The sequence below is a fragment of the Streptomyces sp. NPDC050528 genome (assembly GCF_044457795.1).
Taxonomy (GTDB): domain Bacteria; phylum Actinomycetota; class Actinomycetes; order Streptomycetales; family Streptomycetaceae; genus Streptomyces.
Window position 1 is genome coordinate 856,369 of record NZ_JBITHH010000002.1, and the last position, 22,486, is coordinate 878,854.

At 68.7% G+C, this 22,486-nt stretch carries 21 protein-coding genes; 8 read left to right on the forward strand and 13 right to left on the reverse strand.

The annotated features are described in order from the left end of the window. The first annotated feature begins 144 nt into the window (after window positions 1-144). Complete coding sequence (locus ACIBK4_RS11200) at window positions 145-357, forward strand: zinc ribbon domain-containing protein (RefSeq protein ID WP_398994301.1); 213 nt, start codon at window positions 145-147, stop codon at window positions 355-357. 62 nt (window positions 358-419) lie between these two features. Here the strand turns inward: ACIBK4_RS11200 and ACIBK4_RS11205 are convergent, their stop codons facing one another. The 3 genes from ACIBK4_RS11205 to ACIBK4_RS11215 are packed head-to-tail and all read right to left on the reverse strand — an operon-like array spanning window position 420 to window position 5,202. Continuing rightward, window positions 420-1,244, reverse strand: a complete 825-nt coding sequence (locus tag ACIBK4_RS11205; RefSeq protein ID WP_398994303.1) for an HAD family hydrolase — start codon at window positions 1,242-1,244, stop codon at window positions 420-422. After that, a complete protein-coding gene (locus ACIBK4_RS11210) occupies window positions 1,244-4,021 on the reverse strand; it encodes a phosphoribosyltransferase (RefSeq protein ID WP_398994304.1) in 2,778 nt (925 codons plus the stop codon). Before ACIBK4_RS11210 ends, ACIBK4_RS11205 begins: the two co-directional genes overlap by 1 nt. A gap of 14 nt (window positions 4,022-4,035) precedes the next feature. Then, the gene (locus ACIBK4_RS11215) at window positions 4,036-5,202 is read right to left on the reverse strand and encodes an HpcH/HpaI aldolase/citrate lyase family protein (RefSeq protein ID WP_398994306.1); all 1,167 of its coding nucleotides are present in this window, start codon (window positions 5,200-5,202) and stop codon (window positions 4,036-4,038) included. A 176-nt stretch (window positions 5,203-5,378) separates the two neighbouring features. Here ACIBK4_RS11215 and ACIBK4_RS11220 point away from each other — a divergent pair, with 176 nt between their 5' ends. After that, window positions 5,379-6,176, forward strand: a complete 798-nt coding sequence (locus ACIBK4_RS11220) for a TerD family protein (RefSeq protein ID WP_398994308.1) — start codon at window positions 5,379-5,381, stop codon at window positions 6,174-6,176. A gap of 76 nt (window positions 6,177-6,252) precedes the next feature. Here the strand turns inward: ACIBK4_RS11220 and ACIBK4_RS11225 are convergent, their stop codons facing one another. From ACIBK4_RS11225 to ACIBK4_RS11250, 6 genes are all read right to left on the reverse strand, one after another. Beyond that, window positions 6,253-6,987: a Tellurium resistance gene (locus ACIBK4_RS11225; protein WP_033286889.1), complete on the reverse strand. Its 735-nt coding sequence runs from the start codon at window positions 6,985-6,987 to the stop codon at window positions 6,253-6,255. A 122-nt stretch (window positions 6,988-7,109) separates the two neighbouring features. Then, on the reverse strand, window positions 7,110-8,255 hold the full coding sequence (locus ACIBK4_RS11230) for a DUF475 domain-containing protein (RefSeq protein WP_201051735.1): 1,146 nt from the start codon (window positions 8,253-8,255) through the stop codon (window positions 7,110-7,112). Window positions 8,256-8,570: 315 nt separating this feature from the next. Beyond that, entirely contained in the window at window positions 8,571-9,149 is a 579-nt protein-coding gene (locus ACIBK4_RS11235; protein ID WP_366436119.1) for a TerD family protein, read from the reverse strand. Between the two features lie 160 nt (window positions 9,150-9,309). Continuing rightward, on the reverse strand, window positions 9,310-9,885 hold the full coding sequence (locus ACIBK4_RS11240) for a TerD family protein (protein ID WP_019060360.1): 576 nt from the start codon (window positions 9,883-9,885) through the stop codon (window positions 9,310-9,312). A gap of 113 nt (window positions 9,886-9,998) precedes the next feature. Then, complete coding sequence (locus tag ACIBK4_RS11245; RefSeq protein WP_318016088.1) at window positions 9,999-10,457, reverse strand: peroxiredoxin; 459 nt, start codon at window positions 10,455-10,457, stop codon at window positions 9,999-10,001. A gap of 141 nt (window positions 10,458-10,598) precedes the next feature. Beyond that, window positions 10,599-11,036 carry a DUF3052 domain-containing protein gene (locus tag ACIBK4_RS11250; protein ID WP_019060358.1) on the reverse strand — a complete coding sequence of 146 codons (438 nt, stop codon included), beginning with the start codon at window positions 11,034-11,036 and terminating at the stop codon, window positions 10,599-10,601. Window positions 11,037-11,405: 369 nt separating this feature from the next. Between ACIBK4_RS11250 and aceE the strand changes: the two genes are divergently transcribed. Together aceE and ACIBK4_RS11260 are read left to right on the forward strand one after the other, a co-directional pair. Further along, window positions 11,406-14,153, forward strand: a complete 2,748-nt coding sequence (gene aceE, locus ACIBK4_RS11255; RefSeq protein ID WP_398994312.1) for a pyruvate dehydrogenase (acetyl-transferring), homodimeric type — start codon at window positions 11,406-11,408, stop codon at window positions 14,151-14,153. 134 nt (window positions 14,154-14,287) lie between these two features. Next, on the forward strand, window positions 14,288-15,106 hold the full coding sequence (locus ACIBK4_RS11260) for a potassium channel family protein (protein WP_398994314.1): 819 nt from the start codon (window positions 14,288-14,290) through the stop codon (window positions 15,104-15,106). Between the two features lie 131 nt (window positions 15,107-15,237). Here the strand turns inward: ACIBK4_RS11260 and ACIBK4_RS11265 are convergent, their stop codons facing one another. Both ACIBK4_RS11265 and ACIBK4_RS11270 read right to left on the reverse strand, forming a co-directional pair. Beyond that, the gene (locus ACIBK4_RS11265; protein ID WP_398994316.1) at window positions 15,238-15,525 is read right to left on the reverse strand and encodes a hypothetical protein; all 288 of its coding nucleotides are present in this window, start codon (window positions 15,523-15,525) and stop codon (window positions 15,238-15,240) included. A gap of 245 nt (window positions 15,526-15,770) precedes the next feature. Beyond that, the gene (locus tag ACIBK4_RS11270) at window positions 15,771-17,390 is read right to left on the reverse strand and encodes an MFS transporter (protein WP_398994318.1); all 1,620 of its coding nucleotides are present in this window, start codon (window positions 17,388-17,390) and stop codon (window positions 15,771-15,773) included. Between the two features lie 83 nt (window positions 17,391-17,473). On the opposite strand from ACIBK4_RS11270, the gene ACIBK4_RS11275 reads away from it, so the two are divergent. The 3 genes from ACIBK4_RS11275 to ACIBK4_RS11285 all read left to right on the forward strand — a co-directional run bounded on the left by ACIBK4_RS11275 (window position 17,474) and on the right by ACIBK4_RS11285 (window position 20,342). Next, window positions 17,474-18,109 carry a TetR family transcriptional regulator gene (locus tag ACIBK4_RS11275; protein ID WP_398994320.1) on the forward strand — a complete coding sequence of 212 codons (636 nt, stop codon included), beginning with the start codon at window positions 17,474-17,476 and terminating at the stop codon, window positions 18,107-18,109. A 93-nt stretch (window positions 18,110-18,202) separates the two neighbouring features. Then, window positions 18,203-19,435 (forward strand): alpha/beta hydrolase, encoded by a 1,233-nt coding sequence (locus ACIBK4_RS11280; RefSeq protein WP_398994322.1) that lies wholly within the window; start codon window positions 18,203-18,205, stop codon window positions 19,433-19,435. Window positions 19,436-19,493: 58 nt separating this feature from the next. Next, window positions 19,494-20,342 carry a DUF4429 domain-containing protein gene (locus ACIBK4_RS11285; RefSeq protein WP_398994324.1) on the forward strand — a complete coding sequence of 283 codons (849 nt, stop codon included), beginning with the start codon at window positions 19,494-19,496 and terminating at the stop codon, window positions 20,340-20,342. Between the two features lie 101 nt (window positions 20,343-20,443). Here the strand turns inward: ACIBK4_RS11285 and ACIBK4_RS11290 are convergent, their stop codons facing one another. Together ACIBK4_RS11290 and ACIBK4_RS11295 are read right to left on the reverse strand one after the other, a co-directional pair. Beyond that, window positions 20,444-21,460: an aldo/keto reductase gene (locus ACIBK4_RS11290; RefSeq protein WP_398994326.1), complete on the reverse strand. Its 1,017-nt coding sequence runs from the start codon at window positions 21,458-21,460 to the stop codon at window positions 20,444-20,446. Next, the gene (locus ACIBK4_RS11295; RefSeq protein WP_033286880.1) at window positions 21,457-21,921 is read right to left on the reverse strand and encodes a MerR family transcriptional regulator; all 465 of its coding nucleotides are present in this window, start codon (window positions 21,919-21,921) and stop codon (window positions 21,457-21,459) included. The genes ACIBK4_RS11290 and ACIBK4_RS11295 overlap by 4 nt, the downstream gene beginning before the upstream one ends. Window positions 21,922-22,018: 97 nt before the next feature. Between ACIBK4_RS11295 and ACIBK4_RS11300 the strand changes: the two genes are divergently transcribed. Further along, entirely contained in the window at window positions 22,019-22,486 is a 468-nt protein-coding gene (locus tag ACIBK4_RS11300; RefSeq protein WP_398994328.1) for a GNAT family N-acetyltransferase, read from the forward strand.

Sequence of the window (22,486 nt, forward strand, 5' to 3'; positions counted from 1 at the left end):
CCTCACAGATCACGCGGCGCCCTCAAATTACCAGTGGTCTTCGCAAGTTCTCCATATAAGAAAACGACAGAACAGGACACAGCCGAAACCTTCATGAAAAAACAAGGTGCCGTACTCATGTGAGGTGGGGGTTAGCCTGATGCCATGCCTCGCTATGAGTACCGCTGCCGGACCTGTGGGACCACGTTCGAAGTCAGCCGCCCCATGGCGGAGTCCTCCGCGCCCGCGGACTGCCCTTCGGGGCACGACGACACGGTGAAGTTGCTGTCCGCCGTTGCCGTGGGCGGGGCTGCGGCCGCCCCCTCGCCTGGAGCGGGCGGAGGGGGCGGGTGTTGTGGTGGAGGGTGCTGCGGCTAGGCAAAGCCTGTGCGTTGTCGGGTGCGGGTGCGTTGTGGCTGGTCGCGCAGTTCCCCGCGCCCCTAGGAAGTCGGGGTTCGCGTCCCTGCCAAGAACTCCCGGAGGATGCGCTCCCCCGCCAGTACTCCCCGCTCCGGTAGGGCTGTGACGTTGGGGGCCGTCCACGCCTCGTCTGCCAGTTCGCCGTGGCCCGGGCGCCAAGATCTGTCTGCTGCCAGGAGGAGGTCGGCGTCCAGGAGGGAGTCGCCTGCGGCCAGGGTCAGGGTGGTGTTGGTGCGGTGGGCCACCTCTCGCATGGCGGCGCTCTTGGTGAGGGGCTTGGGGACGGCGTAGATCTTGCGGCCCTGCAACGACACCGTCCAGCCTCGGTTCTCGGCCCAGACCGCAAGTTCCTTCACCCACTCCTCGGGGAGAAGGTCGCGCTCCACGACGAGGTAGGCGAAGAGGTCCTCGGCGACGCGGTGCTTGCGTACCCAGGCCGGGTCGGCGGAGTCGGCCAGGTACTGGCGGACCTCCTCCAGGGGGGCGCACTCGGCGGCCAGCTTCGCCTGTACTCCGGCGTGCCAGTCCTCGTCCGTCACGCCGTCGACGAGGAGGTGGCCGCCGTTGGCGCAGATCGCGAACTTCGGTTGCGGGCCGGGCAGGTTGATGCGCTGGTACTGCTTGCGGGTGCGGGTGGTGGTCGGTACGAAGACGGCCGCGGCACCGAGTTCGCCGAGTTCGGTGAGGAGTTGGGCCGATGTCTCCGTCATGAAGGACAGCGGCTTGCTCTCGTGCACCTCGACGCAGAGCAGCCGGGGCGCCTGCGCGTCCGGCATGGTCAGGGCGAGGGCGGCCGAGGAGTAGATGAGCGTACGGTCGAGGTCGCTAGCGACGAGTACCGGCATCAGACCGCCACCGCCTTGCCGTCGGCACCGGTCGCACCGCGCGTGTACTTGGGGTGGATCAACCCCACGCAGGTGTACGGCAGTTCGGCCACCTCCTCGACGGGCACGCCCCGCTGCTCGGCGAGGAGTCTGACGTGGTCGAGGTCGGCACCGGCGCCGGCCCGCGCGAGGATCTTCCACGGCACGCGGCGCAGCAGCACGCGGGTGGTCTCGCCGACACCCGGCTTGACGAGGTTCACGTCGTGGATGCCGTACTCCTCGCTGATCCGCTCAACTGCCGCCCAGCCCTCCCAGGTTGGGGTGCGGTCGGCGGCGAGCAGTTCCTTGGCGAGGACGGTCACCGCGTCCGTGACCTCCGGGAAGCGGGCGGCCACGGCGTCCAGGAAGTCCACGGAGACGTCCGCGCCGGCAAGTTCGCGGTAGAACTTCGCGCCGTGGAAGTCGTGCGGGCCGACCAGGTCCGAGCGGAGCACCGTACGTGAAATCAGGCCCGACACGGTCGAGTTGAGGCACGCGGAGGGGATGAGGAAGTCCTCGCGGGTGCCGTACGTCTTCACGCAGGAACCGGGGTCGGCGAGTACCGCGATCTCCGGGTCGAAGCCGGTGATGCCGTCGGACTCCTCGAACTCCCTGATCGCCTCGGTGAGTTCGCGGGTGATGGCGCCCTTGCCGGTCCAGCCGTCGACGAACACGACGTCGGCGGGGTCGTGGTGGGCGGCGAGCCAGCGGAGCGCGTTGGCGTCGATGCCGCGGCCGCGCACGATCGACACGGCGTAGTGCGGGAGGTCGAGACCGTGGCGGTGCTGGGCCCAGCGGCGCATCAGGACGCCTACGGGGGTGCCGGCGCGGGCGAGCGAGACGAGGACGGGGTGCGGTGAGCGTTCGGCGAGGACGAGTTCGGTGACTGCCCCGACGGCCAGGGCGAGGCGGTCGGCGGCCTCGTCCAGGGCGGTGTGGAACAGCTGTTGATACTGCTCGCTCGGCTGGTACTCCACCGGGAGCGACTCCGCGTAGTGGGCGCCGCCGCTCTGGATGGCCTCCTCGCGCTCCTCGGTCGGCGCCTCCAGCGTCACGTCCGAGAGGTCCTGCAGCAGCCAGCCGACCTCTTCCGGTGCGTACGAGGAGAAGGCGGGGCCGCGGAGGGGGTCGGGGAGCATGGCGGGCCTTTCGGGGACGTACGACGGCACGACCGCGAGGACGACGTGCGGGGTGTGTTCGGCGAGCCTCGCCAACAGGCCGTTCGGGGCGTGGAGTTCGGGGGTGTCGGCGCGGGAGTCGACCACCGCCACCACGGCGTCGAAGTCGGCGCCGGCGATGTTGTAGGCGTAGCGGTCGCCCGGGCCGTCCGCGGGGGTGTCGTGGGCGGGGAAGGTCAGGCGTGAGCGGATTGCGTAGCCCGGGTCGTCCACGGCGAGGACGGGTGAGCGGGTGGTGGTGGAGTAAGTGACGCCGGCGTCGACGATCTGTTCCAGTTCGCGGGCGAGGCGGAGGGGGGCGTACATCAGCTCTTCGAAGCCGAGGATGTGCACGCGGTGCGCGCCCTCCGGGAGGGCTTCGGCGAGGCGGGCTGCCATCGCCGGGAGGGCTTGTTCCAGGCGTATTCGATGGGCGGGGGTAAAGCCGTGGCGTCCACCATCGGGGAGGTGGTGGGGCCAGCGGAGTCCGACTTGGGTGATTCGGTTGTGGGTCGGGTGCGGGTGGGTGGGGGCTGGTCGCGCAGTTCCCCGCGCCCCTGGGGGGTTGGGGCTGGAGGCGGTTTCGATGCTCGGCCCGACTTCTGTGGTCGCGGCCCCGCCGACGCCCTCGTCTTTCAGGGGCGCGGGGAACTGCGCGACCAGCCGCGCCGACGCAGCAGACGACTGACCACCTGTCCCGGCACCCCCTGACTCGTCGCCTTTCAGTGGCGCGGGGAACTGCGCGACCAGCCGCGCCGACGCAGCAGACGACTGACCACCTGTCCCGGCACCCCCTGACTCGTCGTCTTTCAGGGGCGCGGGGAACTGCGCGACCAGCCCAGACGCCGCCGCAGACGACGAACCGCCGGCCCCGGCACCCCCCGCCTCGTACCGCGCCACCAACTCCTGGCCCTTTTCCAGCACCCCCGCCGGCAGGCGAACCGTGCCGGACGCCGCTGCCACCAGGTCCACCCTCGCGCCGATCTCCGCCGCGAACTCGTCCAGCCGCCCCGCGTCCGCCGCCGAGCGCATGTCCACCAGGGCGACGACCACGTACCGGCCCCGTGGGTACCGCTCGTGCAGGTCGCGGATCGTGTTCAGGACCGTGTTGCCCGTGGAGAACTCGTCGTCCACGAGGACCAACGGGCCCTCGCCGGAGAGGAGTTCGGGGTTCTCGGGCAGCAACAGATGCGACGTCGCGTGGGAGTGGGACTCCTCGAAGCCGCCTGCTGTCGCCACGCCGGGTACCGGGCGGCGGGTCGAGTGGAGGTAGGGGGCGACCGCGATGCCGTCGGCGACCGCGTGGCCCAGGCCCGTCGCCGTCTCCGCGTAGCCGAGGACCACCGAACGGGCGGATTCCTCCGTGCCGAGGAGTTCGCGTACCCGCCGGCCCAGGGTGAAGCCGTAGCCGTAGACGATCGACGGGGACTGGGGGACGTGCTTGCCCAGTACGTTCGACACGAGGAGGTGGGCCCGCTTGGGGTTGCGGCGGAGGGCCAGGCCCAGGAGGTTGGTCAGCTCGGGGTCGCCGAGCAGTTCGACACCGAGCCGCTCCGCGACCCAACTGCCCGACCAGACCCCGTCGTTCACTGCCTTGTTCATGCGTCCCTTGCGATTCAGCCGGGAATTCCGGCGGCGAGCAGCTCCACGAAGCCGACGTCCTCGCGTGCGACCCCGAAGATCTCGGCGCGCAGCATCGTCCGCTCGGCCCAGGCGCGGTGCGGCTTCACCTCGTTCATCTTGTTCGTGTACGCCGAGCGCAGCACGCCCCCGCCGCCCCGCTCCGGCCGCAGGATGTCCTGCGCGTCGCAGAACTCCTCGTGGCTGACCACGGACAGCGCGTGCACGGGCAGCACGTGGGTGGGGTGGATGCAGGTCTTGCCCAGCAGCCCGTTGGCCTGGTCGAGGGCGATCTCGCGCAGCAGGCCGTCCATCGCGTGCTCGATCAGCGCCTCGCGCAGCTCCTCCGCCTGGCCCTCCAGGAAGGGGCTGCGGCGCAGCTGCGGCTTGAACATGCGCTCCTGGACCCGGAAGTACTCCCACACCGGGCCGGTCACCGTGAAGCCGGTGCCGTCGGCGCGGCCCAGCATGTTCACCACGTCGCCGATCACGTTGGCGACGATCTGGACGTCGTAGGCCGTCATGTCGGAGGCACGGCGGAGGCCGTAGGAGGAGCAGAAGTCCGTGACGCCCAGGCGCAGGGCGAGGACGCGGTCGCGGTACTTGTCGACCGCGCGGGAGATGCCCTCCAGGGTCTCGACGCGCGACTCGCGGTACAGCAGCTCGGGCGACTCCAGGACCGGCATCCCGAACAGCCGGTGCCCGCTCGCCGCCTCCGCGGCGGCCAGCGCCTCCAGGAAGGGGGTGCCGCTCTCCTCGGTGAACTTCGGCATCACAAAGCCGGAGAGCAGCTCTACGGCCGGGCCCATGCGGCGTACGAGATCGGGGATCTGTTCGGGCACGCGGACCCGGATGAACAGCAACGGGAGCTCGGCGTCCGGGCGGGCGGCCAGCTCGGTGAACTGCTGGACCAGGTTCTCCTCGGCGGCGGGAACGTCCTCGTCGCCGATCGAGTCCTCCAGGCAGAGCACCATCGACACCACGCCGCGGCCCGCCAGCTTGACGATGTCGTCGGCGAGGTGGGGGCGGGTGGCCGGGCTGTAGAGCGTGGCGCCCAGGGCCGCGGCGAGCAGCCGGGCCGGGGAGTCCGCGTCGAACTCGCACGGCTCCTGGAAGAAGAGACGCTGCCGTACCTCAGGGGCAATGTGCCCGAAATGACGCATAAAGCTCCCCCGTGGTGCCGTTGTGGTTCGTGAGTGTTTTCGATAGGTGGCCGGTAATAGTACGTACAAACCCATGTCAGGGGTTCCCGCCGGGCATGAACTTCAGGTAACTCGGCCGTGTCGGTGTCCGAACCCCCACGTTGTCGTGACCAGGACCGAGAGGGCAGGATGACCGCATGACGCACGCGATGCTGAAGGGGTCGAACGTCCCGCTGGAGGCCACCACGGTACGTGCCGTGCTGCGCTGGGCCCCCGGGCAGGGGGCCCCTGACGTCGACGCCTCGGCGCTGCTCCTCGGCCCCGCCGGTCAGGTGCGTTCCGACGAGGACTTCGTCTTCTACAACCAGCCCCGGCACCCCTCCGGGAAGGTCTGGTGGCTCGGCAAGAAGCGGGTCGCGGAGGGTCCCACCGACACGATCCAGACAGATCTCGCCGGTGTCGAGCCCGAGGTCAGCCGGATTCTCGTGGTCGCTTCGGCGGACGAGGTCACCTTCGACCACGTAAAGGGACTGCGCATCCTGCTGTACGACGCGGCCGTCGCCGAGGGTGAGCCGCTGCTGTATTTCGACATCAAGCCGGAGACCGGCGAGGAGACCGCGCTGATCTGCGGCGAGTTGTACCGGCGCGGGGACGGGTGGAAGTTCCGGGCGCTGGGCGAGGGGTACGCGAACGGGTTGCGTGGGCTCGCGATGGACTTCGGGATCACGGTGGACGAGTCGGAGGGGGTGGGTGCGGGGGCCGTTCCGGAGGTCTCGCAGCCGTTGCCTCCGGCGGTTCCGGTGCAGTTGCCTCCGGCGGTTCCGGTGCAGTCCGGGTATGGGTACCCCCCGTCTGAGGAGCCCGTGACTCAGCCTGCGTATGGGTATCCGCAGACCGCGCCGGCGGGGACGTATGGGTATCCGCAGCCGGTGCCTGTTGCTACTGCGCCGGATCCTGACTTCCGTTTGCCGCCACAAGGGCCCCAGTTCATCTGACTGTGGGTGCGGTCGTTCGTTTGGTGAGAGCCCGGTGGGGGCTGGTCGCGCAGTTCCCCGCGCCCCTAAAGGGGAGCTATCGCTCCACCTTTGTTTTGTAGCCCCTGCCCCACTGCAGGCCCCAGCCGTACAGCCTGTCCAGCTCTGCCTGGAAGCCGTAGACGAACTTGACCTCGCGGCGGACTACCAGCTCGCCCTTGACGTTCTCGATCATCACTACCGCGCAGGAGCGGGCCTGGGGGTGGCGTTCGTCCAGGCCTATTTCGATGCGGGGGCCGTTGCTGGGGTACAACGTGACGATCGCGTGGGTGCGGTCGAAGGCGGGGGTCTGGTCGTAGATGTAGACGAAGACCAGGAGGCGTTTGATCTGGTCGCGGTGGTCGAGGTTGACGTACATCGTCTCGCCGGACGCGGAGCCGAAGCGGTCGTCGCCGCTGAGTTTCACGTACGGGGGTGAGTTGACGTCGCCGAGGAGGCCGCCGAGGGGTTGTACTACGCCCTTGGTGCCGTCCATGAGTTCGTAGAGGCAGCCCAGGTCCAGGTCGACGTTGACCATGCTCTGGCTGTGGCCCATGACCTCCGGGGGCTTGAGGGCCTTGAAGGGGTGGCGTAGCAGGCTGTCGCGCTGGAGACCGCCGATGTCGGAGGTCCGCATCCGCCAGGTGAGGTTGACGCGGAGGTTGCCGGTGGCCGCGCCCTGCTTGGTGAGGGAGACCTGGTGGTGCCGTTTGGTCAGTTCGATCGCGTTGCTGGCCGCGCTGCCCGAGTCGAAGTCGGCCTCGCGCCGCCAGATTCCGTCGAAGAAGCCCATTCCCGCCCCCACGTTCGCATCCACGTACCGCATTCCGCATGACAAAGCCGTCGGGGCGGCGGACCGAGGGCATGTCCTCTGTCTGCCGCCCCGAACAGAGCGTTCCCTTACCAGGGAGCTTGTCACACCCCGGACGAGACCTCAGTCTTCTCGTCCGAGCCTGCTTTTCCCTCGGCTTCCGCGAGGGCGTTGTTCCTGCGGACCGAGGACCAGAAGGACCAGCCGATCAGGACCACGCCGACCAGGCCGGTGATGACCTCGTTGATCTGGTACTGGATGGTGACCATGAGGATCACGGCCAGGGCGCCGATCGCGTAGTGGGCGCCGTGCTCCAGGTAGACGTAGTCGTCCAGGGTGCCCTGACGGACCAGGTAGACCGTCAGCGAGCGGACGTACATCGCGCCGATGCCGAGGCCGAGGGCCATGAGCACGATGTCGTTGGTGATGGCGAAGGCGCCGATCACTCCGTCGAAGGAGAAGGACGCGTCGAGGACTTCGAGGTACAGGAACATGAAGAACGCGGCCTGGCCGGCGAGGACGACCGCCGAGCGCTGCTTGCCGGTGCGCGCGGCCTCTTCCTCTTCCTCATGCTCCCGCTCCTCCTCTTCTTCGAGCTTGTCCTCGAAGTAGCCGGAGAGTCCGCCGACGATCATGTACGTGATCAGGCCGGAGATACCGGCGATCAGCACCGTCTGCGCCTTGTCGGTGTGCGCGCCGCCGTGCTGGTGGGCGTGGGCCGCGAAGGTGAAGGACGTGATCAGCAGGACGATCAGGGCGATGCAGACCGACAGCATGTCGACCTTGCCCAGCTTGGCGAGCGGGCGCTCGATCCAGCGCAGCCACTGGATGTCACGGTCCTCGAAGATGAAGTCGAGGAAGATCATCAGCAGGAACATGCCGCCGAAGGCCGCGATCGCCGGGTGGGCGTCGGTGACCAGCTGCTGGTAGTGGTCCTTGTTGTTGAGCGCGAGGTCGACCGCGTCGATCGGACCGATCTTGGCGGTGACGGCGACGATGACGACGGGGAACACCAGCCGCATGCCGAAGACGGCGATCAGGACGCCGACCGTGAGGAAGATCTTCTGCCAGAAGGCCGACATCTTCTTCAGGATCCCGGCGTTGACCACCGCGTTGTCGAAGGACAGCGAGATCTCCAGGACGGCCAGGATCGCCACGATGCCGAAGGCTTCCCACCCCCCGTAGAACGCCGCTGCGACAAGGCCGAGCGCGGTGACCGCGAACGACCAGCCGAACGTTTTCAGAAGCACTGGCTACCCAATCCCTGTGTGTACGGGTCTCCCCCGCGCCGCACTCGGCTTTACTTAAAATTTGACGTTGCGGACAGAGTCTAGGGGAGACTTCGCCGATCGGGACATGTGGCCCGTCCCATCCGCAAACCCGCAGGTCTCGGGGTCCGTCGACGTCAACGCGGCTTCACTGCTTCGAAGATCACGAGGAACGGGGACACGTGGTCCAGGGCGGCGCGGTACATGAAGGCGTTGATCAACTGGGTGTGCTGTTGTGGGGGGCGAGCCCGGGGGAACGGAACCTCCGTCGGCACCCCCGGCCCTGCCCAGCGCCTCCTACGAGACGTTGACCCCGAAGTCCAGTGCGATGCCCCGCAGTCCGGACGCGTACCCCTGGCCCACCGCCCTGAACTTCCACTCGCCCTGGTAGCGGTAGAGCTCGCCGAAGATCATGGCCGTTTCGGTGGAGGCGTCCTCGGAGAGGTCGTAGCGGGCGAGTTCCTGGCCGTCGGCCTGGTTGACGACGCGGATGAAGGCGTTGCTGACCTGGCCGAAGGTCTGGCCCCGGTTGTCCGCGTCGTGGATGGAGACCGGGAAGGTGATCTTGTCGCAGTTGGCCGGCACCTTCGGGAGGTCGACCAGGATCGACTCGTCGTCGCCCTCGCCTTCACCGGTGAGGTTGTCGCCGGTGTGCTCGACCGAGCCGTCCGGGCTGGTGAGCTGGTTGTAGAAGATGAACCACTCGTCCCCGAGCACCCGGCCGCCGCTGTTCAGCAGCAGCGCGCTGGCGTCGAGGTCGAAGTCGGCTCCGGTGGTGGAGCGTGCGTCCCAGCCGAGGCCGATCAGGACGTTCGTGAGGTTCGGTGCGGCCTTGGACAGGGAGACATTGCCCCCCTTGGCGAGCGTGACGCCCATAGTGCTGGTCCTCCCCGAGGCGATGCTTCTTTGGTTGTCCTGCACTCCCCCACAGGGGGACCCCCGGGCGCCGCACGCGAACCGTGCGGCGCCCGGGCGGTGAAGCCTCCGTACGTCGGGCGTCCGTGCGCCGGACGCCCGTACGGCAGACGCCCGGACCTCAGACGTTGACGCCGAAGTCCTGGGCGATGCCGCGCAGGCCCGAGGCGTAGCCCTGGCCGATGGCGCGGAACTTCCACTCCGCGCCGTTGCGGTACAGCTCGCCGAAGACCATGGCCGTCTCGGTCGAGGCGTCCTCGGAGAGGTCGTAGCGGGCGATCTCGGCGCCGCCGGCCTGGTTCACCACGCGGATGAACGCGTTGCGGACCTGGCCGAAGGACTGCTGGCGGTTCTCGGCGTCGTAGATCGAGACGGGGAAGGTGATCTTGTCGACGTCGGCCGGGACCGCCGCCAGGTTCACCTTGATCGCCTCGTCGTCGCCCTCGCCCTCACCGGTGGTGTTGTCACCGGTGTGCTCGACCGAGCCGTCGGGGCTCTTGAGGTTGTTGAAGAAGACGAAGTTCGCGTCACTGGCGACCTTGCCCGCGCTGTTCAGCAGCAGTGCGCTGGCGTCGAGGTCGAAGTCGGTGCCGGTGGTGGTGCGGACGTCCCACCCCAGACCGACGATGACCGCGGTCAGGCCCGGGGCCTCCTTGGTCAGTGATACGTTGCCGCCCTTGCTGAGGCTGACTCCCACGAGTCCTCCATTGGTGTCCAGGGGCGGGGATGCCCCGTAGTGCGTCGGTATCGGATCAACGTCTCGATCCTAGTGACGGGTTCCCGACCCTCGCAGGCTCTGGAACCTAACAATCACAGGCTGTCGAGCGCCTTCACGTACTCGTTGAGGTCGCGCGCGTCCGGCAGGCCGTTGACGACCGTCCAGCGCACGACGCCCTCCTTGTCGATGACGAAGGTCCCGCGCACGGCGCAGCCCTTGTCCTCGTCGAAGACGCCGTAGGCACGCGAAGTGTTGCCGTGCGGCCAGAAGTCGGAGAGCAGCGGGTACTCCAGGCCCTCCTGCTCGGCGAAGACGCGCAGGGTGTGGATGGAGTCGTTGGAGACCGCGAGGAGTTGGGTGTCGCGGTCGGTGAACTGCGGCAGGTTGTCGCGCAGGGAGCACAGTTCGCCGGTGCAGACGCCGGTGAAGGCGAAGGGGTAGAAGAGGAGCACCACGTTCTTCTCGCCCCGGAAGTCGGACAGCTTCACGGTGGCGCCGTGGTTGTCCTTGAGCTCGAAATCGGGGGCCTTGTCGCCGACCTGGATCGCCATCTCGTCCTGCATCCCTTCGGTGGGGCCGTTCGGGTGAGAGCACCCGGGGACCACCACCCTACGCAGCGATCACCGCATGCGGACGGACGGGCTGGCGTGGCCAGCCCGTCCGGGATTCAACGATCGAGGTACCTCCGTGGACTACCTCTTGGACTTGGCCGCCTTGGGCGTCACCAGCCGGCTGCCGCTCCAGTCCTTGCCCACGCTGACGCTCTTGGCCGCGGAAAGGCCCGCGGTCGTGGCGGCTTCCGAGATGTCGCTGGGCTCGACGTAGCCGTCACGGCCGGTCTTCGGCGTCAGCAGCAGGATCGAGCCGCCCTCCTCGACGTACGAGATGGCGTCCACCAGCACGTCGGTCAGGTCGCCGTCCTCGTCGCGGAACCACAGCACCACGGCATCGGCGACGTCGTCGTAGTCCTCGTCCACCAGGTCGCTGCCGATGACTTCTTCAATGGCCTCGCGGAGTTCCTGGTCTACGTCGTCGTCGTAGCCGATCTCCTGGACCACCTGCTCGGGCTGGAACCCCAGCCTGACGGCAGGGTTCGTCCGCTCCTCCGCGTGGTCCGCGGTCGCGCTCACGGGTTGCCTCCTGATCATGTCTTGATGAATGTCCAGCATCGCGCGTGCGCGAAGCATTGGCCGTAGTCCACACGGACGGGCCGGATCGCGCAAGTACCCGGCGATTCGGAACGCCGAAACGGTGACGATCCTGGCCGTGTCGCCGCAACTCCAGGCACGCTATCGCGGCCGCCGGTGACGTACACCACAGCGTTCTGCCCGGTTTGCACGTTTGAGAACCCTCCGAGGGTACGCGACTCGAATGACTTTGCTAAACGAGTCACGGTTACCTCACGGTAGAGATGACGATTGCCGCCCTGCGGTAGACCATGGGGAACGGTGCAGCTCCCCCCTCTGACACGTTTTCCCCTCTGACACGTAAGGAACAGCGTGGCTTCCGGATCCGATCGCAATCCGATCATCATTGGCGGCCTTCCGAGTCAGGTTCCTGACTTCGATCCCGAAGAGACCCAGGAGTGGCTCGACTCGCTCGACGCCGCCGTGGACCAGCGCGGCCGTGAGCGGGCCCGCTATCTGATGCTCCGGCTGATCGAGCGGGCCCGCGAGAAGCGCGTGGCCGTGCCCGAGATGCGCAGCACGGACTACGTCAACACGATCGCCACCAAGGACGAGCCGTTCTTCCCCGGCAACGAGGAGATCGAGCGCAAGATCCTGAACGCGACCCGCTGGAACGCCGCGGTGATGGTGTCCAGGGCCCAGCGGCCCGGCATCGGCGTCGGCGGCCACATCGCCACGTTCGCCTCCTCCGCCTCCCTCTACGACGTGGGCTTCAACCACTTCTTCCGGGGCAAGGACGAGGGCGACGGCGGCGACCAGATCTTCTTCCAGGGGCACGCCTCGCCGGGCATCTACGCCCGCGCGTTCCTCCTGGACCGGCTCAGCGAGCAGCAGCTGGACGCGTTCCGTCAGGAGAAGTCGAAGGCGCCGTACGGACTGTCCTCGTACCCGCACCCGCGGTCGATGCCGGACTTCTGGGAGTTCCCGACCGTGTCGATGGGCCTCGGCCCGCTCGGCGCGATCTTCCAGGCACGGATGAACCGCTACATGGCGGCGCGCGGGATCGCGGACACGTCTAAGTCGCACGTATGGGCGTTCCTCGGCGACGGCGAGATGGACGAGCCGGAGTCGCTGGGCCAGCTGTCGATCGCCGCGCGCGAGGGCCTGGACAACCTGACCTTCGTCGTCAACTGCAACCTCCAGCGGCTCGACGGCCCGGTACGCGGCAACGGCAAGATCATCCAGGAGCTGGAGTCACAGTTCCGGGGCGCCGGCTGGAACGTCATCAAGCTGGTCTGGGACCGCACCTGGGACCCGCTGCTCGCCCAGGACCGCGACGGCGTGCTGGTGAACCAGCTCAACACCACGCCGGACGGCCAGTTCCAGACGTACGCCACGGAGACGGGCGCGTACATCCGCGAGCACTTCTTCGGGCACGACCACCGGCTGCGCGCGATGGTCGAGAACATGACCGACGACCAGATCCTGCACCTGGGGCGCGGCGGGCACGACCACCAGAAGGTCTACGCGGCGTTCGCGGCGGCCAAGGAGCACAAGGGCCAGCCGACCGTCGTCCTCGCGCAGACGGTCAAGGGCTGGACGCTGGGCCCCAACTTCGAGGGCCGCAACGCCACGCACCAGATGAAGAAGCTGACGGTCGCCGACCTCAAGGGCTTCCGCGACCGCCTCCACCTCCCGATCACCGACCAGGAACTGGAGTCCGGCGCGCCGCCGTACTACCACCCGGGCCGGAACTCGGAGGAGATCCAGTACATGCACGACCGGCGCAACGCGCTGGGCGGCTACGTCCCGACCCGCGTCGTCCGCTCGAAGCCGCTGGCGCTGCCCGCGGACAAGACGTACGCGAGTGTGAAGAAGGGCTCGGGCCAGCAGTCGATCGCCACGACCATGGCGTTCGTACGGCTGCTCAAGGACCTCATGCGGGACAAGGAGATCGGCAAGCGATTCGTGCTGATCGCGCCGGACGAGTACCGCACGTTCGGCATGGACTCGTTCTTCCCGAGCGCGAAGATCTACAACCCGCTGGGCCAGCAGTACGAGTCGGTGGACCGTGAACTCCTGCTCGCGTACAAGGAGTCGCCGACCGGGCAGATGCTGCACGACGGCATCTCGGAGGCGGGCTGTACGGCCTCGCTGATCGCTGCGGGTTCGGCGTACGCCACGCACGGCGAGCCGCTCATCCCGGTCTACGTCTTCTACTCGATGTTCGGTTTCCAGCGCACCGGTGACCAGTTCTGGCAGATGGCCGACCAGTTGGCGCGCGGTTTTGTGCTGGGCGCGACCGCTGGGCGTACGACGCTGACCGGTGAAGGTCTGCAACACGCGGACGGGCACTCGCAGTTGCTGGCGTCGACGAACCCTGGCTGTGTCGCCTACGACCCGGCGTACTCGTACGAGATCGCGTACATCGTGCAGGACGGGTTGCGGCGGATGTACGGCTCGGACGCGGAACACCCGCACGGCGAGGACGTCTTCTACTACCTCACCGTCTACAACGAGCCGATCCAGCATCCGGCCGAGCCGGCGGACGTCGATGTCGAGGGCATCCTCAAGGGCGTGCACCGCATCAGCCGGGGTGCCTCGGGCACGGTTCCGGCGCAGATCATGGCGTCGGGTGTGGCGGTGCCGTGGGCCATCGAGGCGCAGCGGATTCTCGCCGAGGACTGGAATGTGCGGGCCGATGTGTGGTCCGCGACCTCCTGGAACGAGCTGCGGCGCGAGGCGGTCGAGGTGGAGCGGCACAATCTCCTTCACCCGGAGGAGGAGCAGCGGGTTCCTTATGTCACGCGGAAGTTGAGCGGGGCGGAGGGGCCGTTCGTGGCCGTTTCCGACTGGATGCGGTCGGTTCCTGATCAGATTTCTCGGTGGGTGCCGGGGACGTACCAGTCCCTGGGTGCGGACGGGTTCGGGTTCGCGGATACGCGTGGGGCGGCTCGACGGTTCTTCCACATCGACGCGGAGTCGATCGTGGTGGCCGTTCTGACGGAGTTGGCTCGGGAGGGGAAGGTTGATCGGTCTGTGTTGAAGCAGGCGGTTGATCGGTATCAGTTGCTGGATGTTGCTTCGGCCGACCCCGGTGTCGCTGGAGGGGATGCGTAGTTTTTTGTCTGCGGGGGCGTGGGGGCTGGTCGCGCTCGCGCGGCGGAGCCGCACATCGATACAGCCCCGCGCCGCTGTTGGGCGCCCCTTCGGGGCGGCCCATCAGCCCACCCCCATCGCCCTAACATGCCGTCATGAACGAACCATCGGCACAAGCCCGTTGGGAACAGCGCACCCAACGGCCCCTGCTGGCGCTCGCGGTCGGCTTTGCCGTGGCCTATGCCGTGCCGATCGTGGACACCACCGCCGGTCATTCGCTGACGGAGATGTGCACGGCGGTCGAGTGGGTGGTGTGGGCGGCGTTCGCCGCCGACTATCTGATGCGGCTCGCGATGTCCCGGGACCGGCGGCGGTTCGTGCGGACGCACTGGATGGACCTGTGCGCGGTCGTGCTGCCGATACTCCAGCCGCTACGGCTGTTGCGCATGGTGTCGACGCTGATACTCGTCGGACGCCGGGCGCGGATGGCCTCGCAGATCCAGCTCACGACGTATGTCGCCGGCGCGGTGATCGGGCTGCTGATGTTCGGTTCGCTCGCGGTGCTCTCCGTGGAACGGGACTCGCCCAACGGGAACATCCGGACGCTGGGTGACGCCGTGTGGTGGTCCTTCACGACCATGACGACGGTGGGCTACGGGGACCACGCGCCGACCACCGGGCTGGGACGGATGATCGCCGTCGGGCTGATGCTCTCCGGGATCGCACTGCTCGGTGTCGTCACCGCGAACATCGCCACGTGGTTCATCGCCCGGTTCGAGAAGGACGACGTGGAGGAACGGCGTCAGACCCTGGCGATCGAGGCGCTGGCGGAGGAGGTGCGGGCGTTGCGGGCAGAGGTGGCGGCGCTGTCGGGGGCGCCGGGGGCGGGCGTCTCCGGGGCGGAGGCGGCGGCCCTGTCCGGGGCATCGGCGGCGGGTGTTCCGCTGCCGGTCGGGGACGAGTTGCCCCGCTAGCCGCGGTTCAGGAGAACGTTCCGCTCAGCGGTTGCTCAGGGGCAGGTCCACTCGGCCCGAGCTCGAAAGCAGGTCCACTCGGCTTCCGTCGAGAGCAACGCCCGCTCAGCCCCGGCCCACTCCGCCCCCGCTCAGAAGAACGTCCACATGACCGCCGCCAGCGTGTCGATCGCGCCCAGGACCAGGGCCACCAACGCCATCACCCGGCGGGAGCCCGTCCACCTGCGGCCCATGGCCAGCCAGCCGCACACCACCGCGATCGGGCCGAGGAGGATTCCCAGGTTCCCCGCGGTGAAGAAGCCCGCGATCGCGCAGACCAGGCCGATGATGGCGAGCGTCGCGCGGTCCTGCCCGCTCCCTGACCCCATGCGGCCACGCGAGCGGGGGTTCCTGCGCGTTCCGTTGCCGAAGCCCGTCATCGTCAACTCCCTGGGCGTCCGGGCCAGTTCGGCCGGTGCGGCGAATTTCTGTTACGACGATCGGATACCCGCGTACACGCGAAAAAAGCCTGCTTGCGCGCTGCCCCCCTCCGGCAGCGCGCCGCAGACCACCCCGTCCTCCCTGCCCTGCGGAGGACTTGACCCACTGTGACCTGCGGCGCGTGCCGGGTGCCAGGAATCTTTAGCCGAGTCACCCTGATAGGCGAACTCGGCCTGGAAGAGGGTTAGATGTGCGCCGCGCCCGCGCCCGCCTCCGCGTTCTCGCCGCGCTTGGTCAGGAACGCCACGAACACCGCGACCACCGCCACGCCGGCCGCGACCAGGCAGGCCAGGCTCATGCCGGAGATGAACGTGTCGTGGGCGACCTGCGTGATCTTCGCGGCGATCGTCTCCGGGGTGTTCGGGGCGATCGGGGCCACGCCGACCTGAACTGCCTCGGCGGCCGCGTCGAGTTGGGGCTGGGTGAGCTTGGGCAGGCCCGCGTCCGCCCAGTTGCCGGCGAGGTCGCTGTCGACGCGGGAGGCCATCACGGCGCCGAGGACGGCCGTACCGAGGCTGCCGCCGATCTGCATCGCGGCCTGCTGGAGACCGCCGGCGACACCGGAGAGCTCCATGGGCGCGTTGCCCACGATGACCTCGGTCGCGCCGACCATCACCGGCGCGAGGCCGAAGCCCAGCAGAGCGAACCAGATCGACATGACGCCGCTGCCGGTGTCCGAGGTGAGGGTGGACATGCCGTACATCGCGATCGCGGTCGCGGCCATGCCTCCCGCCAGCGGGATGCGCGGGCCGAGCTTGGTGATCGCGGCGCCGGCGAGCGGGGAGCCGACGATCATCATCCCGGTGAGCGGGAGAAGGTGGAGACCGGCGTCGATCGGGCTCATACCGTGCACGTTCTGCAGGTAGAACGTCACGAAGAACAGGCCGCCCATGAAGGCGATCGCCATCAGGACCATGAGGACCACGCCCGCGGACAGCGGGACCGAGCGGAACAGGCCCAGGGGGATGAGGGGTTCCGCGACCTTCTGCTCCCAGAACGCGAACAACGCGAAGCCCAGCACCGACACGGCGAGGAACGTCCAGGTCGTGCCGGAGCCCCAGCCCCAGGCCGGCGCCTTGATGAGGGCCCAGACCAGGCAGAACATCGCGCCGGAGAGCAGCACGATGCCGAGGATGTCGAAGGAGCGCGGGGCGTTCTCGGCGCGGTGGTCGCGCAGGATCAGCAGGCCGAGGATCAGCGCGATGGCGCCGACCGGCACGTTGATGAAGAACACCGACTGCCAGTTGACGTGCTCGACGAGCACACCGCCGAGGATCGGGCCGCCCGCGGTGGAGGCGCCGATGACCATGCCCCACAGGCCGATCGCCATGTTGAGCTTCTCGGCCGGGAAGGTGGCCCGCAGCAGGCCTAGCGCGGCCGGCATCAGCAGCGCGCCGAACAGCCCCTGGAGCACGCGGAAGGTGACGACGAACGCGATGCTGTGCGAGAGGCCGATCGCGCCGGACGCGAGGGCGAAACCGCTCACGCCGATCAGGAAGGTCTGGCGGTGGCCGAAGCGGTCACCGAGCTTGCCGGCGGTGATGAGGGAGACCGCGAGGGCGAGGAAGTACCCGTTGGTGATCCACTGGACGTCGGCGAAGCTGGCGCCGAGGTCCTTCTGGATGGCCGGGTTGGCGATGGCGACGATGGTGCCGTCGAGGGCCACCATCATGACGCCGACGGCGACGGTTATGAGGGTGAACCACGGGTGGCCGCGCAGCCCCGTGGACGGCGTCGGGTCGGACGGGGCGGCTGGTGCCTTGTCCCCCGGCCCCGTCGCGCTGATGGTGGTCTGACTAGTCATACGGGCGAGGCTAATGTCAGTCGCTGACAGTTGACAAACAGGTTCAGATGTCGGCGACTGTCAACAATCGCGAGGAGAACAGCATGGAGACGTTGCGCGAGCGCAAGAAGGCGCGTACGCGGGACGCGCTGCTGCGCGCCGCCCTGGAGCTGTTCACGAGCAAGGGCTACGAGCGGACCACGGTCGACGAGATCGCCGAGGCCGTCGACGTCTCGCAGCGCACCTTCTTCCGCTACTTCGCGAGCAAGGAGGAGGCCGCGTTCTTCGTGCCCCGGCTCACGGAGACGCACTTCATCACGGCCGTCCGCGCCCGCCCGCCGCACGAGGCCCCGCTGGAGGCGATGCGCCGGGCCGTGCTGGAGAGCTGGGACACCATCAACGAGGCGATCCAGCAGGTCGTACCGCTGGACCTGCACATGCGCACCTACCGCGTGATCGAGTCGACGCCCGCGCTGCTCGCCGCGCATCTGCGGCGCTCGCAGGAGCTGGAGGAGGAGCTGGCGCAGATCGTCGCCCGGCGCGAGGGCCTCGACGTGGACACGGACCCCCGGCCGCGGCTGGTGGTGGCCGTGTTCGGCGGGGTGATGCGGGTGGTGGAGCGGAGGTGGATCGCGGGCGACGACCTCAGCATCGAGGCGATGCGCGAGCTGACCGCCGCCTACCTGGACGGGGTGGGACCGGCGCTCGCCGGGAACTGGCGCACGAGTCCCGCAAGGTGAGTCGTACTGAGTTTCTCGTCACGTACCGCTGAAACGTGATCCCCGTCACTCGGTTAACGCGAGACCCTCTCGTTCTCCTAGTGTGTCCTCCCAGTGACTTCCTTCGACTCCTCCCCCACGCTGAACGCCTGGCGCGCACTGGCCGCGCTGGCCGTGGTGTTCGTGATGCTGGCGACCACCGGTTGGACCGCGGTCCGCAGCCACCCCGGGAAAACGGCGCTCCAGGCCTCCCTCTCCGCGTGGGAGCACGGCCACATCAACGGGCGCGAGCTGCCCGACCCGGACGCCTCCCCGACCCGGCTGGCCCGGTTCTTCGCCTCGCTCACCGCGCAGCAGCGGACGCGTCTCGCGCACCGCTACCCGCTCGCGGTCGGCAACATGAACGGCGCCCCGGTCTCGCTGCGCTACCGCGCCAACCGCGTCGCCCTCGACCAGCAGCGCGAGGTCGAGAAGAAGCGCATGCACGACAACCGCCTGACGCCGCTGGGCCAGCAGGACGCGGGCCGCCTCATGCACCGCTTCGAGGCGCTGATGACCGAGGGCCGCCACATCCTGGCCTTCGACCCCGAGGGTTCGGGCCGGATCGCCGAGGTCTTCGGCGACCTGGACACCGCCCAGCGCGTCTCGGTCATCGTCCCCGGCGTCGACACCGACCTGCTGACCTTCCAGAAGACGTACAAGGAGTACTCGGCACCGGTCGGCATGGCCCAGAACCTGTACGCGGCCGAGAACTCGGCGAAGACCGCGACGGGCACGACGGGCACGCGTACGGCGGTCATCGCCTGGGCCGACTACACCTCCCCCGGCGGCCTCGGCATCGACTCGGCCACCGCGGGCCGCGCCGAGGCGGGCGCCGTACGGCTGAACGCGCTGGTGCGGGCGCTGCCCGGGACCTCGCAGGTCGCCCTGTTCTGCCACAGCTACGGCTCCGTGGTGTGCGGGGTCGCCGCGCACGCGCTGCCTTCCCGGGTGACCGACATCGCGGTGGCCGGCAGCCCCGGTATGCGCACCTCCAGCGCCGCCCACCTGCACACACGTGCCCGGGTGTGGGCGATGCGGGACGCGAACGACTGGATCCAGGACGTGCCGTACATGGAGCTCGGCGGGCTCGGGCACGGCGAGGACCCGGTGTCGAACGCGTTCGGCGCGCGGGTGCTGGCCGCGAAGGACGCGGAGGGTCACACCGGTTACTTCGCGACGGGCACCGACAGCCTGACCAACTTCGCCGACATCGGCGTTGGCGCGTACCGCTCGGTGACCTGCGCGCACGAAGGTGACACCTGCCGAGAGGGTTTGTCCGGCGCCTCGGCGGCCGGACGCGCGTAGAAACAGCAGGAAGTGCGGTCTGCGCGGGGATGGGACGGAGGAGTGTGTGCCGCCTACGATGAGCCGCATGGGTGACGTACTGGCCGGATTTCATGCCGCCTGGGAGTTCGAGTCCGACTCCGTGCTCATCCGCTACGAACGTGGCATTCGAACACCCAAGCTATTTCAGGCGCTCGGTGAACGCCGGATCCCCTTCGAGGCGATCGAGGCGGTGACGCTCACCCCCGGCCGACGCGGGACGGTCGTGCTCCGCGCGGAGCCCCGGGCGGGGGCCGACCCGCTGATGGAGGCGGCCGCGGGTCAGCTGAAGGAGACCTGCGATCCGTACCGCCTCGTCCTGCCGGCCGAGCAGGAGACTCTCGCCGAGTACTACGCCGACGAGTTGCGTGCGCGGCTGAAACCGGACGACGGGCCTGCCGAGCGGTTTCTGGTGGCCGCGCCTTCCGTGCCGTTGCGATTCAAGGCGTACGACGGGAAGGCGTCCTTCGACGGGAAGACCGTGTCGTTCCGGTGGTTCTGGACGGGGGCGTCGTCCGCGAAGTGGAAGGCCGGCGACCAGAGTTTCGCGATCGCCGACCTGAGCGGGGTCGAGTGGCGGTCGCCCGAAGTCTTTGAGGGGCATCTACGGCTGTTGCGCGGGGCGGAGTCGCTTCTGCCGGTTGATCAGGATCCGGCGGCCGTGGTGTTCGGGCTGGGGTATGGGACTGTGCATGAGTCGTTGCCGTTTGCGGGGGCTGTGCTTGCGGCGGTTCGCTCCGCGCGGCCTGCTGCTGTGGTGCCTGCCGCTCGGCGTGATCCTGCGGATGTCGCCGAGCGGATTCGGCATCTGGCGGAGTTGCATCAGGCGGGGCTCGTGACTGATGACGAATTCGCCGTGAAGAAGGCTGAGTTGTTGGCGGAGTTGTAGCGGGGGGCTGCTCGTGAGTTTTTTGACCGCGGGCCGGTGGGGGCTGGTCGCGCAGTTCCCCGCGCCCCTTTAAAAGCGCTCCAGTCAAGGGCGCTGCTCAGCTACTCCCTGCTGGAAGAGGCGAAGGTCATGTCCGCGTAGCGATCGCCCGCCACCTTCCCGGCGATCGGCTCCAGGAGGGACAGCTCCTCATCCGTGAGGATGATCCTGGTCGCCGCTGTGTTCTCCTCCACCCGGCCCGGCTTGGTCGTGCCCGGGATCGGAATGACTGGGAGGCCGTGGACCTGCGCCCGCTGCTGCACCCAAGCGAGGGCGATCTGGCCCAGTGAAGCCCCGTGCGCCTCGGCCACCGTCCGTACCGGATCCAGGAGCGCGCCGTTGGCTGCCGCGTTCTCGCCGGTGAAGCGGGGCTGGGTGCGGCGGTAGTCGCCCTCGGTCAGGTCCTGGTCGGCGTTCGAGAACGAACCCGTGAGGAAGCCGCGGCCGAGCGGTGAGTACGGTACGACCGCCACGCCCAGGTCCGCGGCCGCGCCGACCAGGCTGATCTCGACGTCGCGGCTGAAGAGGGACCACTCCGACTGGACGGCGGCGATGGGGTGAACGGCGTGGGCCGCCCGGAGTTCCGCGCCCGTGACCTCGCTCAGGCCGAGGTGCTTCACCTTGCCCTCGGCGACCAGTTCCGCCATCGCGCCGACGGTGTCCTCGATGGGGACGGCCGGGTCGCGGCGGTGCATGTAGTAGAGGTCGATGACGTCGATGTCGAGGCGTTGCAGGCTCGCCTCGACCGCCTGGCGGATGTACGGGCGGTCGTTGCGGATGACGCGCCGGGTGGGTTCGCCGGGCGGGATCGACAGGGCGAACTTGGTGGCGACGACCAGTTGGTCGCGGTGGGCCTTGAAGAAGGGGGACAGGAACCGCTCGTTCTCTCCCTGGCCGTACGCGTCCGCCGTGTCGTACAGGGTCACGCCCAGTTCGAAGGCGCGGTCCAGCGCGGCCTGCGACTGCTTCGCGTCCGAGGGGCCGTAGGCGAAGCTCATGCCCATGCAGCCGAGGCCCTGGACGCCGACCTCGGGGCCGGCCGCGCCGAGTCGTGCGGTCGGGATCGTGGTGTCGGTCATCCTGCCTTCTCCTGTTCGTAGGCGCGGCCGGCCGTGGCGTAGAAGTTGATCTTCCGGTCGAGGACGGCCAGGGTGTCCTGCAGTTCGGCGATCCTGGCGATGACGTCCCTGCGGGTCGATTCCAGGAGTTCGAAACGGTCGCCGTAGGTGTGCTCGCCCTCGCGCATCAGCTCGGCGTAGCGGACCATGTCGGCGACCGGCATCCCGGTCAGGCGGAGCTTGCCGACGAGGTCGAGCCAGTCGAGGTCGCGGTTGCTGTAGCGGCGCTGGCCGGTGTGCGAGCGGTCGATGTGCGGCATCAGCCCGATGCGCTCGTACCAGCGCAGGGTGTGCGCGGTCAGGCCGGTGAAGGCGACGACCTCGCTGATCGTGTAGCTGTCCTCGCCGTCCGGACGCCGCTCGGCCTGCGGCGGGCCCGCGCAGCTGTCGGTACTGGTACCCGTGGTCTCCATCACCGTCATGGCCTCCACGCTATGGCCTTGGAGTGCACTCGAAGCAAGCGGAACCGGTAAGAAATCCGCAGGACGGGTCGGGGGTGCGGTGGCTAGCGTACGGATCATGAGTCTCGTACGACGGGCAGCCCCAGGCGATGCCGCCGAAGTGCTGCGACTGCGCCAGGTGATGATCGACTCGATGGCGGGGTCGGACCCCGCCACGGACTGGCACGCGGAGTCCCTGCCGACGCTGCGGGAGCGGCTCGCGTCGGACGAGGACTTCGGGGCGTTCGTCGTCGAGCATCCCGAGCGGCCGGGGGCGCTGGCGGCCCTGGTCGTCGGGACGGTGGACTACCGGATCGGGAAGGCCGGTAACCCGCGGGGCACGGTCGGGTTCGTGTTCAGCGTGGCCACCGATCCGGACGCGCGGCGGCGCGGGTACGCGCGTGCGTGCATGGAGGAGCTGCTGGCGTGGTTCCGCGAGCGCGGCGCCCGGCGCGTCCAGCTCACCGCGTCCGCGGCGGCCGAGCCGCTCTACGCCTCGCTCGGCTTCCTGCCCAAGCCGGACCCTTTGATGGAGCTGAAGCTCTGA

Coding starts and splice junctions, on each gene's coding strand:
- ACIBK4_RS11200 (WP_398994301.1), top strand. CDS start 145: ATGCCTCGCTATGAGTACCGCTGCCGGACCTGTGGGACCACGTTCGAA.
- ACIBK4_RS11205 (WP_398994303.1), bottom strand. CDS start 1,244: ATGCCGGTACTCGTCGCTAGCGACCTCGACCGTACGCTCATCTACTCC.
- ACIBK4_RS11210 (WP_398994304.1), bottom strand. CDS start 4,021: ATGAACAAGGCAGTGAACGACGGGGTCTGGTCGGGCAGTTGGGTCGCG.
- ACIBK4_RS11215 (WP_398994306.1), bottom strand. CDS start 5,202: ATGCGTCATTTCGGGCACATTGCCCCTGAGGTACGGCAGCGTCTCTTC.
- ACIBK4_RS11220 (WP_398994308.1), top strand. CDS start 5,379: ATGACGCACGCGATGCTGAAGGGGTCGAACGTCCCGCTGGAGGCCACC.
- ACIBK4_RS11225 (WP_033286889.1), bottom strand. CDS start 6,987: ATGGGCTTCTTCGACGGAATCTGGCGGCGCGAGGCCGACTTCGACTCG.
- ACIBK4_RS11235 (WP_366436119.1), bottom strand. CDS start 9,149: ATGGGCGTCACGCTCGCCAAGGGGGGCAATGTCTCCCTGTCCAAGGCC.
- ACIBK4_RS11245 (WP_318016088.1), bottom strand. CDS start 10,457: ATGGCGATCCAGGTCGGCGACAAGGCCCCCGATTTCGAGCTCAAGGAC.
- ACIBK4_RS11260 (WP_398994314.1), top strand. CDS start 14,288: ATGAACGAACCATCGGCACAAGCCCGTTGGGAACAGCGCACCCAACGG.
- ACIBK4_RS11265 (WP_398994316.1), bottom strand. CDS start 15,525: ATGACGGGCTTCGGCAACGGAACGCGCAGGAACCCCCGCTCGCGTGGC.
- ACIBK4_RS11270 (WP_398994318.1), bottom strand. CDS start 17,390: ATGACTAGTCAGACCACCATCAGCGCGACGGGGCCGGGGGACAAGGCA.
- ACIBK4_RS11275 (WP_398994320.1), top strand. CDS start 17,474: ATGGAGACGTTGCGCGAGCGCAAGAAGGCGCGTACGCGGGACGCGCTG.
- ACIBK4_RS11285 (WP_398994324.1), top strand. CDS start 19,494: ATGAGCCGCATGGGTGACGTACTGGCCGGATTTCATGCCGCCTGGGAG.
- ACIBK4_RS11290 (WP_398994326.1), bottom strand. CDS start 21,460: ATGACCGACACCACGATCCCGACCGCACGACTCGGCGCGGCCGGCCCC.
- ACIBK4_RS11295 (WP_033286880.1), bottom strand. CDS start 21,921: ATGACGGTGATGGAGACCACGGGTACCAGTACCGACAGCTGCGCGGGC.
- ACIBK4_RS11300 (WP_398994328.1), top strand. CDS start 22,019: ATGAGTCTCGTACGACGGGCAGCCCCAGGCGATGCCGCCGAAGTGCTG.